This window comes from Bradyrhizobium jicamae, from assembly GCF_018130215.1.
GTDB lineage: Bacteria > Pseudomonadota > Alphaproteobacteria > Rhizobiales > Xanthobacteraceae > Bradyrhizobium > Bradyrhizobium jicamae_A.
The window spans coordinates 62,281-74,092 of sequence record NZ_JAFCKQ010000013.1 but is presented as its reverse complement, the minus strand read 5'-3'; the positions used below and the strand labels follow the sequence as shown (position 1 = coordinate 74,092).

At 64.1% G+C, this 11,812-nt stretch carries 11 protein-coding genes; 6 read left to right on the top strand and 5 right to left on the bottom strand.

Translation table 11 applies throughout. The features are described 5' to 3' along the window. Positions 1 to 4: 4 nt before the first annotated feature. Together JQ586_RS16770 and JQ586_RS16765 are read left to right on the top strand one after the other, a co-directional pair. Entirely contained in the window at positions 5 to 796 is a 792-nt protein-coding gene (locus JQ586_RS16770; RefSeq protein ID WP_212395703.1) for a hypothetical protein, read from the top strand. A gap of 175 nt (positions 797 to 971) precedes the next feature. Next, positions 972 to 1,376 (top strand): hypothetical protein, encoded by a 405-nt coding sequence (locus JQ586_RS16765; protein WP_212395702.1) that lies wholly within the window; start codon positions 972 to 974, stop codon positions 1,374 to 1,376. A 155-nt stretch (positions 1,377 to 1,531) separates the two neighbouring features. Here JQ586_RS16765 and leuB read toward each other — a convergent pair whose 3' ends face one another. Next, the gene (gene leuB, locus JQ586_RS16760; RefSeq protein WP_212395701.1) at positions 1,532 to 2,644 is read right to left on the bottom strand and encodes a 3-isopropylmalate dehydrogenase; all 1,113 of its coding nucleotides are present in this window, start codon (positions 2,642 to 2,644) and stop codon (positions 1,532 to 1,534) included. A gap of 159 nt (positions 2,645 to 2,803) precedes the next feature. Here leuB and JQ586_RS16755 point away from each other — a divergent pair, with 159 nt between their 5' ends. Both JQ586_RS16755 and JQ586_RS16750 read left to right on the top strand, forming a co-directional pair. Further along, positions 2,804 to 3,667: an EamA family transporter gene (locus tag JQ586_RS16755; protein WP_212395700.1), complete on the top strand. Its 864-nt coding sequence runs from the start codon at positions 2,804 to 2,806 to the stop codon at positions 3,665 to 3,667. A gap of 117 nt (positions 3,668 to 3,784) precedes the next feature. After that, entirely contained in the window at positions 3,785 to 4,963 is a 1,179-nt protein-coding gene (locus JQ586_RS16750) for a YbfB/YjiJ family MFS transporter (protein WP_212395699.1), read from the top strand. Positions 4,964 to 5,031: 68 nt separating this feature from the next. On the opposite strand, the gene JQ586_RS16745 is transcribed toward JQ586_RS16750, so the two are convergent. The 3 genes from JQ586_RS16745 to JQ586_RS16735 all read right to left on the bottom strand — a co-directional run bounded on the left by JQ586_RS16745 (position 5,032) and on the right by JQ586_RS16735 (position 7,196). Beyond that, the gene (locus tag JQ586_RS16745) at positions 5,032 to 5,817 is read right to left on the bottom strand and encodes a molybdopterin-dependent oxidoreductase (protein ID WP_212395698.1); all 786 of its coding nucleotides are present in this window, start codon (positions 5,815 to 5,817) and stop codon (positions 5,032 to 5,034) included. Positions 5,818 to 5,828: 11 nt separating this feature from the next. Continuing rightward, positions 5,829 to 6,461 carry a cytochrome b/b6 domain-containing protein gene (locus tag JQ586_RS16740; protein WP_212395697.1) on the bottom strand — a complete coding sequence of 211 codons (633 nt, stop codon included), beginning with the start codon at positions 6,459 to 6,461 and terminating at the stop codon, positions 5,829 to 5,831. 180 nt (positions 6,462 to 6,641) lie between these two features. Beyond that, positions 6,642 to 7,196 carry a fasciclin domain-containing protein gene (locus tag JQ586_RS16735; protein ID WP_212395696.1) on the bottom strand — a complete coding sequence of 185 codons (555 nt, stop codon included), beginning with the start codon at positions 7,194 to 7,196 and terminating at the stop codon, positions 6,642 to 6,644. 320 nt (positions 7,197 to 7,516) lie between these two features. Here JQ586_RS16735 and JQ586_RS16730 point away from each other — a divergent pair, with 320 nt between their 5' ends. After that, the gene (locus JQ586_RS16730) at positions 7,517 to 8,917 is read left to right on the top strand and encodes an MFS transporter (RefSeq protein WP_212395695.1); all 1,401 of its coding nucleotides are present in this window, start codon (positions 7,517 to 7,519) and stop codon (positions 8,915 to 8,917) included. Positions 8,918 to 9,019: 102 nt separating this feature from the next. Here JQ586_RS16730 and JQ586_RS16725 read toward each other — a convergent pair whose 3' ends face one another. Continuing rightward, a complete protein-coding gene (locus JQ586_RS16725; protein ID WP_212395694.1) occupies positions 9,020 to 9,781 on the bottom strand; it encodes an SDR family oxidoreductase in 762 nt (253 codons plus the stop codon). 86 nt (positions 9,782 to 9,867) lie between these two features. On the opposite strand from JQ586_RS16725, the gene JQ586_RS16720 reads away from it, so the two are divergent. After that, positions 9,868 to 11,397: a malonyl-CoA synthase gene (locus JQ586_RS16720; protein ID WP_212395693.1), complete on the top strand. Its 1,530-nt coding sequence runs from the start codon at positions 9,868 to 9,870 to the stop codon at positions 11,395 to 11,397. Positions 11,398 to 11,812 lie beyond the last annotated feature (415 nt).

The window sequence follows — 11,812 nt, the reverse complement described above, 5'->3', positions numbered from 1 at the left end:
TTTGATGCGTCTGTTTCGCCCCGGTCCGGCCGTCCCCCATCATACGAAGATTCCGTCGGCGCTGACGAGTTTCGTCGACGAGGTCTATGCCACGTTCTCCGGGCTGCTTGCCTACGCCGCCGCCCTCGCTCTGTTCGGCGGTCTCGCCGTCTATCTATGGCAGCAGCTGCCGGACGCAACGGCCGCGGGGCCCGCTACGGTGAGTTGGAGCCCGGCCGGCCGTTCGGCGCCGGCTTTCGCCATCGGCCAATCGGATCCAATATATAAAACAAAGACTTACGAAATCTTCCGTCACCCCGAGGGCGGCCGCAAGGATGTTTTCCGCTGGACCGGCACCGAGCCCGACGCAACCGCCGAACTCGAGCTCTACCGCCCAGGCGGCGAGCAACCAGAGCCTGCAGCCGCCGCAATCGCCGGGCAGCTTGATCCGGCCCAACCGCGCGAGCTCGAGGCCGCCGGGATCATCGACAGCAAGTTCGGCAGCGTGGCGCTGCTGCGACCGGAGCCACGCGACGGCGGCCGAACCTGCCTAGCCTTCCTCAAGCAGGTCGAGACGCCGAATCTCCGGATTTCCGGCTGGACCTGCCAGGGTGACAGCCTTCCGGCCCAGCGCGCCGCGATCGGCTGCATGCTGAACCGGCTGACGCTGCTGGCCGTCGGCAATGATCCCAAGCTGGCCGAGCTGTTCGCGCGGGCCGAGCTGAAGCGCAGGGACTGCGCACCCTCCGGCCAGCCCGCGTTGTCATCGGACTGGGTCATGGGCAGCGAGAACCCGAAATTGCGCGGCCCCCTTTGATGGCGGCACCGTGGCAAGACACTGGTTTTCATGAAACTTTTGCGCCTTGATCCGCATTATGTCTGGCGGTGTGGCGCAATTGACCTAGTGACGTCGCAACCATCGCGGCTAGAATGGGTTCCGATCGATTTGGCGACGCGCCAGCCCCGCACGGGGCCGCAATGACGAGGATGCGATGACCTTGAAATTCCCTGCCGCGAACAAGCTCGTGGTTCTGCTTGCCGCGGCCGCCGTCACCGCAACCGCGTTCGGCATGACCTCGGCCAGCGCGCAGACTCCGGCCAAGCGCAAGCAGCAGGAGCAATATGACCGCGACGGCCGCCGCTATTACGGCGCGCAGGGTCCGAACCGCGTCTATCAGCAGGGCCCGCGCACCCGCGTCTACGTCACGACCCGCTCATGGCTCGATGCCGGTACCGAAGTGCTGCCAGGCGACCGCAAGTTCACCGACTACGCGTTCCCGCCCGAGATCGGTTATCCCTCGTTCGCGCGTGAAAACAACAACCGCCCGATCGACCGCCAGCCGCTCAGCCCGCCGGCCGATCTCGGCGGCTATCCGCGGACCTTCCCGCTGTACTGAGAATTTCGGCGATCAGCCGATGTGGAAATGGCCGGGCGCGAGCCCGGCCATTTTTGTTTTGGTCGTCATTCCGGGGCGATGCGCAGCATCGAACCCGGAATCTCGGGAATCCGGGTCTGGTGCTTGCGCATCCTCCCGGAATGACTTCACAGCCGTCACGCGTGCAGCTTCTGCAATTCCTTCAGGATCGCCTCGCCCATCTGCGTCGTGCTCGCCGGCGTGGTGCCGTCCGACTTGATGTCGGCGGTGCGCAGGCCGCTGGCCAGCACCGCGGCGATCGCGGCGTCGACCTTGTCGGCGAGATCGCCCATATCGAAGGAATAGCGCAGCGCCATGCCGAACGAGGAGATCATCGCGATCGGATTGGCGAGGCCCTTGCCTGCGATATCGGGCGCCGAGCCGTGCACCGGCTCGAACAGCGAGCGGCGCTTCTTCGTCTTGGCATCGACCTTTCCGAGCGAGGCCGACGGCAGCATGCCGAGCGAACCGGTCAGCATCGCCGCGATATCCGACAGCATGTCGCCGAACAGATTATCGGTGACGATGACGTCGAACTGCTTCGGCGACTTCACGAGGTTCATGCCGCCGGAATCGGCGAGCTGATGCTCCAGCGTAACATCCTGGTATTCGCGCGCATGCACCTGGGTCATCACCTCGTTCCAGAGCACGCCCGACTTCATGACGTTGCGCTTCTCCATCGACGTCACCTTGTTGCGGCGCTTGCGCGCGAGTTCGAAGGCGACACGACCGATACGCTCGATCTCGTAGGTGTCGTAGACCTGGGTGTCGATCGCGCGCTTCTGGCCATTGCCGATATCGGTGATGGTCTTCGGCTCGCCGAAATAGACGCCGCCGGTGAGCTCGCGCACGATCATGATGTCAAGGCCTTCGACCGCCTCGCGCTTCAGGCTCGAAGCATCCGCCAGTGCCGGATAGCACACCGCCGGGCGCAGGTTGGCGAACAGCTCGAGATCCTTGCGCAGCCGCAGCAGGCCGGCTTCCGGGCGCACCTCATAGGGAACCGAATCCCATTTCGGACCGCCGACCGCGCCGAAGATCACCGCATCGGCCGCGATGGCCTTGGCCATGTCGCCTTCCGAGATCGACACCTTGTGCGCGTCATAGGCCGAGCCGCCGACCAGCCCGTGCTCGGTCTCGAATTTTGCGATCCCCTGCGCATTCAGCCAGTCGATCAGGCGCTGCACCTCGCCCATCACTTCGGGGCCGATGCCGTCGCCGGGGAGAAGCAGCAGTTTATGGGTCGCCATGGTCGTTACCTCACTCAATCGGGCATGCCCGCTATCGTCAGGCGCGAGTGCTAAAACGCCCGGCGCGGATTGGCAAGGCGCCCCGAACGGGCCCAAAATGCCCGTGAACGTCAAACCGCGCCGGCAAGCGCCAACAAGACTGCTCCCAAGACAGCCTTCATGACCGCAGCCATCCTCTACGCCTTCGCTTCGGCCATTTTCCTCGGCGCCGGGGTGGTGCTGGCGCAGCTTGGCTTGCGCACCGTCGAGCCGCTGTCCGGCGCCGCGATCAGCGTCCCCTCCTTCACCTTGCTGTTCCTGCTGCTGTCGCCGCTGATCCTGCACGGCGAACCGGTGGTCTGGCGCGGACTGCCGATCTTCATGGCGATCGGTTTGTTCTTCCCGGCCTCCCTGACGCTGCTGACCTTTGCGTCGAACCGGGCGCTCGGACCGGTCGTCACCTCGACGCTCGGCAACCTCGCCCCGCTGTTCGCGGTCACGGCCGCCGTCGTCCTGCTGCACGAGCCGTTGCAGGGACAGCAGTTCGTCGGCCTGATCGTCGCAGTCGCGGGGGCCGCGATCATCACGGTGACCCGGCCGCGCGACCTCGGCCACTGGCGGAGCTGGGCCCTGCTGCTGCCGCTCGCCAGCGCGCTGGTGCGCGGCGTGGTGCCGCCGATCGCCAAGCTCGGGCTCGCGATCTGGCCGAGCCCGCTCTGGGCGTGCCTCGTCGGCTACATCATGTCCTCGCTGGTGGTGCTGACGGTGCAGCGGATACGCAAGGGCAGCTTCATGGTGCAGGCGCCGCGAGAGGGACGATTGTGGTTCGCGCTGACCGGGATCAGCAACGGACTCAGTGCGCTCAGCCTGTTCGCCGCCGTCCGCAACGGCCCGATCACGCTGGTAGCGCCGCTCGCCGCGATCTACCCGCTGGTCACGGTGGCGCTCAGCGCGACGATGCTCAAGCATGTTGAAATCAACGCGCGGATCGTAACCGGAACCGTATTGACCGTCGTCGGCGTCGCCCTGGTGCTGATCGGTTAGATCATGATGCGATCCACATCAGCTCCAATTGCCCGTTTCGCAAGACAGTGTTGCGGCCGAGGGCGCTGGGCAGACACGCCGCGGCCTGTCACACTGGCGTCGTTTCCGGAGTAGATTGTGAGAGCCCCTTCCCCGTCCTACGCGCATCCCGCGCGTCTGATCCTCATCCTGTCGCTGGCGCCGACCGTGGGTCTCGGCATCGGCCGTTTTGCCTATTCGCTCGTGCTGCCCGACATGCGCGACTCCCTGGCCTGGTCCTATTCGGCCGCGGGCTTCATGAACACGATCAATGCCGCCGGTTATCTGGTCGGCGCGCTGTTCGCCTCGCGCGTGATCCAGCGCTTCGGACTTGCGAGATCGGTGCGCTGGTCGACGCTGGCCTGCGTGCTGTCGCTGGCGCTGTGTGCGGTCTCGGGCAATTTCGTGTTGTTGAGCTTTGCGCGCGTGCTGGCCGGCCTCGCCGCTGCGGTTGGCTTCGTCGGCGGCGCCGCGCTGGCGGCGACCATCGCGCAGTCGCGCCCCGAGCGCGCGAATTTCCTGCTCAGCCTGTTCTACGCCGGACCCGGCATCGGCATCCTGTCATCCGGCCTGGTCGCGCCCTTCGTGCTGCAGGGCTTTGGTGCGGGATCGTGGTGGATCGTGTGGTGGGCCATGACGCTGCTCGCCGGCCTCATGACCGTGCCGCTGCTGCTCGCACCATTCCATGCGGACAGCATCACCGGCGGCATTGTGCGGACGGAATTCTCGATCATGCCTGTCCTGATCTACCTCACGGCCTACTTCCTGTTCGGCGCCGGCTACATCGCCTACATGACGTTCATGATCGCCTATGTTCGCGATGGCGGCGGCGGCGCCGCGGCGCAGAGTGCGTTCTGGAGCCTGATCGGCGTCAGTGCCTTCGTGACGCCCTGGGTCTGGCGCCGCGTACTGGCGCTCGACCGCGGCGGGCTCGCGACCACGATCATCCTCGGCGTCAACGCGCTCGGCGCCAGTCTACCGATCTTCGGGCATTCGCCGATCTTGCTCGCGATCTCGGCGCTGGTGTTCGGCGTCGCCTTCTTCGCGGTAGTCGGCTCGACCACCGCCTTCGTGCGCTACAACTACCCCCCTAAAGCCTGGCCGACCGCGATCGCCGCGATGACCATCGCCTTCGGCATCGGCCAGACCCTCGGCCCAATCGTGGTCGGCGCGATCACAGACGCTGTGGGCAGCCTGTCATTTGCGCTGAACGTCTCGGCCGCGATGCTGGCGCTCGGCGCGGTGCTGTCGGCGTTTCAGAGGAAGGTGAAATCCTGAGTCATTCCGGGGCGATGCCTTGGATTCCGGGTCTGGTCCTTCGGACCATCCCGGAATGACGCGTCGCGTCAGCTCCCGCTGAACGAATTGTAGCCCTGGTCTTCCCAGTAGCCGCCCTTGTAGTCGTTGGTGACTTCCATCGAGATCACGTATTTCGGGTTCTTGAAGCCGAGCTTGGTCGGCACCCGGATCTTCATCGGATAACCATAGGCGCGCGGCAATATCTCGTCGGCGAATTTGAACGTCATCTGGGTCTGCGGATGCAGCGCCGAACGCATGTCGAGCGGCGAGTTGTAGCCGTCCTTGTCGGCGCACTGGAACCAGACATATTTCGCGCGCGTGTCGGCGCCGACGAGCTTGAGGAAATCGCGCAAGGGCGTGCCGGTCCAGCTGCCGATCGCGCTCCAGCCCTCGACGCAGATGTGACGTGTCACCTGCTTGACCTCAGGAAGCCTGTAGAGTTCATCGAGCGTCCACGGCTTCTTGTTCTCGACCAGCCCGCGTACCTCGAGCTTCCAGTCCTTCCCGTCGATCTCGGGCGCATCGTCGAGATCGTAATAGCCGTTGAACGGGAACGGCTTGGTGATCATGCTTTCGGGAAAGGTCGGCGCCAACGCATCCGGATTGAACATCCAGGCCTGCACGGCGTCGTTGAACTTGGAGACCTTCTTCAGCATCTCCTCCGCCGACGACGAGTCGACCACGTCGCAGCCAGCCAGAAGCGTCAGCGCGCCGAGGCTGGCGCCGGTCGTGAGGAAGCGGCGCCGCGTCGGATCCGGCATCGTCTTGATGGCATCACGGACCAGCAGTTTCTTGTCGACACCCGGGATGAGGAGCTTGCGCAGGCGACCCATGACCAATCTCCTCAACGACCGATGATCATCGCGCGCAGGCTCTTCGGCACCAGCACCGCGAGCGCGACATGGATAACCAGGAAAGCGACGATCAGCGCCATGCAGGTGAAGTGAACGTAGCGCGCGACGTCGTAGCCGCCGAACAGCACCGACAGCCAATAGAGCTGCACCGGCTTCCACATCGACAGGCCGGACAGCACGATGACGACGCCGACGGCGATGATGCCTGCATAGAGCAGCTTCTGAACGGAATTGTATTTGCTGAGATCGTTATGCGACAGCTTGAAGGTCAGCGCCGCCCTGGTGTCCGAGATCACGCCGCCCGGGGTGATCGGCAATAGCTTGCGGCGGAAGCGGCCGGTCGCGAATCCAAGCGCCAGATAGATCAGTCCGTTGACCATCAGCAGCCACATCGCCGCAAAGTGCCAGAGCAGCGCGCCGCCGAGCCAGCCGCCTAGTGTGAATTTGGAAGAGAAGGAGAAGTTGAACAGCGGCGAGGCATTATAGATCTGCCAGCCAGACATGATCATCAGGATCATCGCCAGCGCGTTGACCCAGTGCAATACGCGGACCCAGCCCGGCTGGATCACCTTCGTCTGCGTCGCGGTCGCTGCATGATCGTCACTGACGGCAAGGCTCGACATGGCTCTTCTCTACTCGGAATCGATACTGGTTTATACGCCGGGAACCGCCATTCCGTTACAGGATCGGGTGCTATCAATTCGATGCACGCCGCCTATCGCGGTCACAAAAATGCGAGCCGGGCGAGGCTCCGGCTCGCTGTTTCGCGTGTGCTGCCCGGGATTGAACCGGGCCGGGCGGTGTCAGGTCGCCGGCAAAAGCACGGTGTCGATCACATGGATGACGCCGTTCGACTGGTTGACGTTCGAGATCGTCACCATCGAGGTGCCGCCCTTGGCGTCGACGATCCAGACCTTGCCGTCCTGATGCTTGACGGTGAGTTCCTCGCCCTCGACGGTCTTCAGCATCTTGCCGTCGGTCAGGTCCGACGCCTCGAGCTTGCCGGGCACCACATGGTAGGTGAGGATCTTGGTCAGGGTCGCCTTGTTCTCGGGCTTGACGAGATTGTCGACAGTGCCGGCCGGCAGCTTGCTGAAGGCGGCATTGGTCGGCGCGAACACCGTGAACGGACCCTTGCCTTCCAGCGTCTCGACCAGGCCGGCCGCCTTCACTGCGGCGACGAGGGTGGTGTGGTCCTTGGAATTGACGGCGTTCTGGATGATGTTCTTGGATGGGAACATCGCGGCGCCGCCGACCATCACGGTCTTCTCCGCGGCGCTGGCCGGCGCGGCGACGGTTGCGGTGAGCGCCAGCGCGCTGAGGGCGGCGGCAGCAAGATAGGCAATACGCTTCGACATGGAAGGTCTCCGGTGTGATGTGACCGGCGGAAATCGCCGGGATGATGGGGTCAACAACCGCGCTTGTGTTGGTTGATCGCAGCGCCGTCGTTGACCGATCTACGGGAGGTTTTGCGCGGGGTTTCCAAAGATAATTCTTTGTGATTCCTGAAACCGGCCGCGACGCTTTGCGTAGCTCGCACCCTTGCGCGCTGGCGACGACAATTCCGTTGCACGGAACGGGCAAGTGCGCTGCCGCGAGCAATTTGCTTGCCTACATCTTCTGATCGGCTCAGCCTCGACCTGCCGTGCAACGTCGCGGCAGCGTCGGGGAGGCGATCATGAGCAGCATCACAGCAGATGGCCGAGCAGCCCCTGCGCTGGACCATGCAGGCAGCGACATCGGCCCGCTCGAGCAACACCATCTGCAGTATGCCAATTACCGCGCTGTCGCCGGCGACGGTGAGTTGACCAAGACCCATTGGCACATCGCCACCGCCAACGCGCTCGGCTGGGGCTTCGACGGCATGGACGGCGTGATCTTCGGGCTGGTCTCCCCGATGGTGATCAAGGAATTCTCGCTGAGCCTGCCGGAATTTCGCTCGGGCATGCAGATCGCGCTCTTCGTCGGCATCGCCGGCCTGTATTTCTGGCCGTGGCTGGCGGATCGGTTCGGCCGACGCACGCTGCTTGCCGTCAACATCGCGCTGTTTTCGCTTTTGATGCCGGTGGCGGCGCTGTCGCCGACATTCGCGATCTTCGTGGTCGCGCGCTCGCTGCTGTTCTTCGCGCTCAACGGCGAATGGTCGCTCGGCTCGATGCTGGTGGCCGAAACCTGGCCGGCCCGGCTGCGCGGACGGGTGATCAGCATCACGCGATCGGCCTGGTGTCTCGGCGCTTCGCTCGCCGGCGCCATCACCGGACTTGTCGCCACCAATTTCGGCTGGCGCGTCGCGGTAATGGTGCCGGGCGTGATCGCGCTGCTCGCGATCTATGTCCGCTCCACCTGCCCGGAATCGCCCTACTGGGTGCGTGCACAAGACCGCAAGCGGCGCATCTCGGAGACGCTGTCGCGCGGCGGCACGGTCAGCGATGACGACAGCGCCTGGTTCGGCAAGGCCAAATCGGTCGGCATCAGCCAGGTGTTCATGCCCGACGTGCTGCCCGCGACGCTCGTCGCGCTGTTCGTGGCCTGCGCCAGCACCTGCATCTACGGCACGGTCGGCGCCTGGATGCCGCTCTATCTCGCGACCGAGAAACACTGGTCGACGACTGAATACAGCCTGTTCTATGTATTCTATGGTCTCTGCGGCTTCCTCGGGCTTTGCGTGGTCGGATGGCTGATCGACAGGATCGGCCGTCGGCTCACCTTCATTGTGACGCTGATCGAAGGCGCGATCTTCATGACTCTCTGGGTCTATTCCGAAGACCGTGTCCTGCTGTGGGCGTTCGGGCTCGCCTGGTGTCTCGGCTTCCTCGGTTTCTGGGGCCCGAGCACGACCCTGACCGCCGAAATCTTTCCGACCCGCATCCGCGGCGCAGCCAATGGCGTGGTCTGGGCGATCGCGTACTTCGTCGGATTCGTGTTGTTTCCATTCGTCACCATCGCGCTGCAGCAGCACACCGGTTCGTTTGCGCTGGCGTTCCTCTGCATCCCCGTGCTGATGATCGCGATGGCGATCGGCGTCTTCCTGTTCGTGCCCGAGCACTCCGGCAAGGAGCTGAACGAGATCATCGAGTGATCCTCGTAGCCCGGACGAAGCGCAGCGAAATCCGGGACAGGCTCTCCGCGGAAAGACCATCCCGGATTACGCTTCGCTCCATCCGGGCTACGAATCGCGAGCCTAATCCCTGTTCGCCGGCGTCTGGATGAAACCGCGGTTGTGCGTCGGGCTGATCAGGATCTCGTTCATGCAGACGCGCGCGGGCATGCTGGCGACGAAGGCGATGGTGCGGCCGAGATCCTCGGGCTGCAGCATCTTCGCCTGCTCGGCTTCGCTGGGCACGACGGGGCGCTGGTTCAGGATCGGCGTTGCCACCTCGCCCGGCGACAGGCAGCAGGCGCGCAGGCCGTTGACGCATTCGTCCATGTTGAAGGAATGGGTCAGCGCCAGCACTGCGTGCTTCGTCGTGGTGTAGGCCGGGCCCGGCATCTTGGAAACGTGACGGCCCGCCCAGGAGGCGACGTTGATGATGCAGCCATCCTTCTGCTTGCGCATCGTCGGCAGCACTGCGCGCATGCAATAGAGCACCCCGTTGAGATTGATCTCGACGAGCTTGTCCCAACCTTCCAGTTCCATGTCGGCCCAGCTTCGCTTCGGAACATTGATGCCGGCGCTGTTGACCAGAAGGTCGATGCGGCCGTGCCCGGCGACGATCTGCCCGGCGGCGGTGTTGACGTCGGCCTTGCTGCTGACGTCGAGCGGGATGGCTTCCGCCTTGCCGCCCTTTTTCGTGATGTTCGCCACCACGCGATCGAGTTCTCCCCTGCGGCGGCCGGAGACCACCACCGTCCAGCCATCCGCCGCGAGGAATTCCGCCCCGGATTCGCCTATGCCGGTACCGCCGCCGGTCACCCAGGCCACACGTTTCCCGTGATTTGTCATGCAAACTGTCTCCGTTGCTTTCCGAAGGGCGTTTTTGCTAATGCAGCCAGACGCTTCCGGCCCTTTCGCCCCTCGGGGGATGTTGCATGAACACGACCGCCAACGCCAACCTGTTTTCCCGCCTGTTCGACGGCCTCGACGATCCCAACCGGCTCGCGATCGAGCAACCCGACGGCAGCCATATCTCCTACGGCGACCTGATCGCGCGCGCCGGGCAGATGGCGAATGTGCTGGTCGGCAGGGGCGTCAAGCCGGGCGACCGCGTCGCGGCGCAGACCGAGAAATCGGTCTCCGGTCTCGTGCTCTATCTCGCCACCGTGCGCGCCGGCGGCGTCTATCTGCCGCTCAACACCGCCTATACGCTGAACGAACTCAAATACTTCATCTCTGATGCCGAACCGGCGCTGGTGGTCTGCGATCCGGTCAAGCTGGAAGGCATCAAGGCGATCGCAGCGAAGGTCGGCGCCAAGGTCGAGACGCTCGACGCCAGCGGCAAGGGTTCGCTGACCGAAGCCGCCGACAAGGCGGGCAAGGACTTTGCGACCGTTCCGCGCGGCAATGACGACCTCGCCGCGATCCTCTACACGTCGGGAACCACCGGCCGCTCCAAGGGCGCGATGCTGTCCCACGACAACCTGGCATCGAACTCGTATTCGCTGGTCGATTACTGGCGCTTCACCGACAAGGACGTGCTGATCCACGCGCTGCCGATCTATCACACCCATGGCCTGTTCGTGGCCAGCAACGTGACGCTGTTCGCGCGCGCCTCGATGATCTTCCTGCCGAAGTTCGATCCGGACCTGATCATCAAGCTGATGGCGCGCGCGACCGTGATGATGGGTGTGCCGACCTTCTACACCCGCCTGTTGCAGAATCCCGGGCTGAACAAGCAATCGACCGGGCACATGCGGCTGTTCATCTCAGGCTCCGCGCCGCTGCTCGCCGACACGCATCGCGAATGGTCCGCCCGCACCGGCCACGCCGTGCTCGAACGCTACGGCATGACCGAGACCAACATGAACACGTCCAATCCCTACGACGGCGAGCGCGTTCCCGGCGCAGTCGGCCGGGCGCTGCCCGGGGTTTCGGTGCGCGTCACCGACCCCGAGACCGGCAACGAACTCGCGCCTGAGTCAATCGGCATGATCGAGGTGAAGGGCCCGAACGTCTTCCAGGGCTACTGGCGGATGCCCGAAAAGACCAAGTCCGAATTCCGTGACGACGGCTTCTTCATCACCGGTGACCTCGGCAAGATCGACGACAAGGGCTACGTCCATATCCTCGGCCGCGGCAAGGATCTGGTGATCTCGGGCGGCTTCAACGTCTATCCGAAGGAGATCGAGAGCGAGATCGACGCCATGCCAGGCGTGATCGAGTCGGCCGTGATCGGCGTGCCGCATGCCGATTTCGGCGAAGGCGTCACCGCCGTCCTGGTCTGCAACAAGGGCGCCGATGTCAGCGAAGCTGCGGTGCTGAAGGCGCTCGACGGCCGGCTCGCGAAATTCAAGATGCCGAAGCGCGTCTTTGTCGTCGACGAGCTGCCGCGCAACGCGATGGGCAAGGTGCAGAAGAACATTCTGCGCGACAAGTACAAGGATATCTATTCGAAGACGTAGCAGCGTATGTCCGGCGATCTCCGCAGGTGGCGGCATTGCGAGGTCAGGTCGAAGAACCGGTGAGGCCGCTATCGGCCGCCGACGAGCCGGGCTCGAGATTTCGCATATCCGGTCGGCTTTGGATGCGCGGCTCGGTCACGACCACCACCTGAGGGCGCGGTCATCGCGGCGGGTCGATTGTCGGGGGAGCGAGGGCTCCGGTCGCTGGCGTTCGCAACGTCCAATCATCGAGCGCAACGCCGAGATGACGGCGTCTAATTCCACCCTTGGGAGCATGCACGTTCCGCCTAAGATCAAGGCATGGTTGATTATCTGATCCGGCGAGAAGGCGGTCTCGAGGCGTTCGGCGCTGCACCGGAGCGCCATTGGAAGGGCTCAAATATAAGCTAAGAATATCGATTCACTTCTTAGTTCA

Coding starts and splice junctions, on each gene's coding strand:
- JQ586_RS16770 (WP_212395703.1), top strand. CDS start 5: ATGCGTCTGTTTCGCCCCGGTCCGGCCGTCCCCCATCATACGAAGATT.
- JQ586_RS16765 (WP_212395702.1), top strand. CDS start 972: ATGACCTTGAAATTCCCTGCCGCGAACAAGCTCGTGGTTCTGCTTGCC.
- leuB (WP_212395701.1), bottom strand. CDS start 2,644: ATGGCGACCCATAAACTGCTGCTTCTCCCCGGCGACGGCATCGGCCCC.
- JQ586_RS16755 (WP_212395700.1), top strand. CDS start 2,804: ATGACCGCAGCCATCCTCTACGCCTTCGCTTCGGCCATTTTCCTCGGC.
- JQ586_RS16745 (WP_212395698.1), bottom strand. CDS start 5,817: ATGGGTCGCCTGCGCAAGCTCCTCATCCCGGGTGTCGACAAGAAACTG.
- JQ586_RS16740 (WP_212395697.1), bottom strand. CDS start 6,461: ATGTCGAGCCTTGCCGTCAGTGACGATCATGCAGCGACCGCGACGCAG.
- JQ586_RS16735 (WP_212395696.1), bottom strand. CDS start 7,196: ATGTCGAAGCGTATTGCCTATCTTGCTGCCGCCGCCCTCAGCGCGCTG.
- JQ586_RS16730 (WP_212395695.1), top strand. CDS start 7,517: ATGAGCAGCATCACAGCAGATGGCCGAGCAGCCCCTGCGCTGGACCAT.
- JQ586_RS16725 (WP_212395694.1), bottom strand. CDS start 9,781: ATGACAAATCACGGGAAACGTGTGGCCTGGGTGACCGGCGGCGGTACC.
- JQ586_RS16720 (WP_212395693.1), top strand. CDS start 9,868: ATGAACACGACCGCCAACGCCAACCTGTTTTCCCGCCTGTTCGACGGC.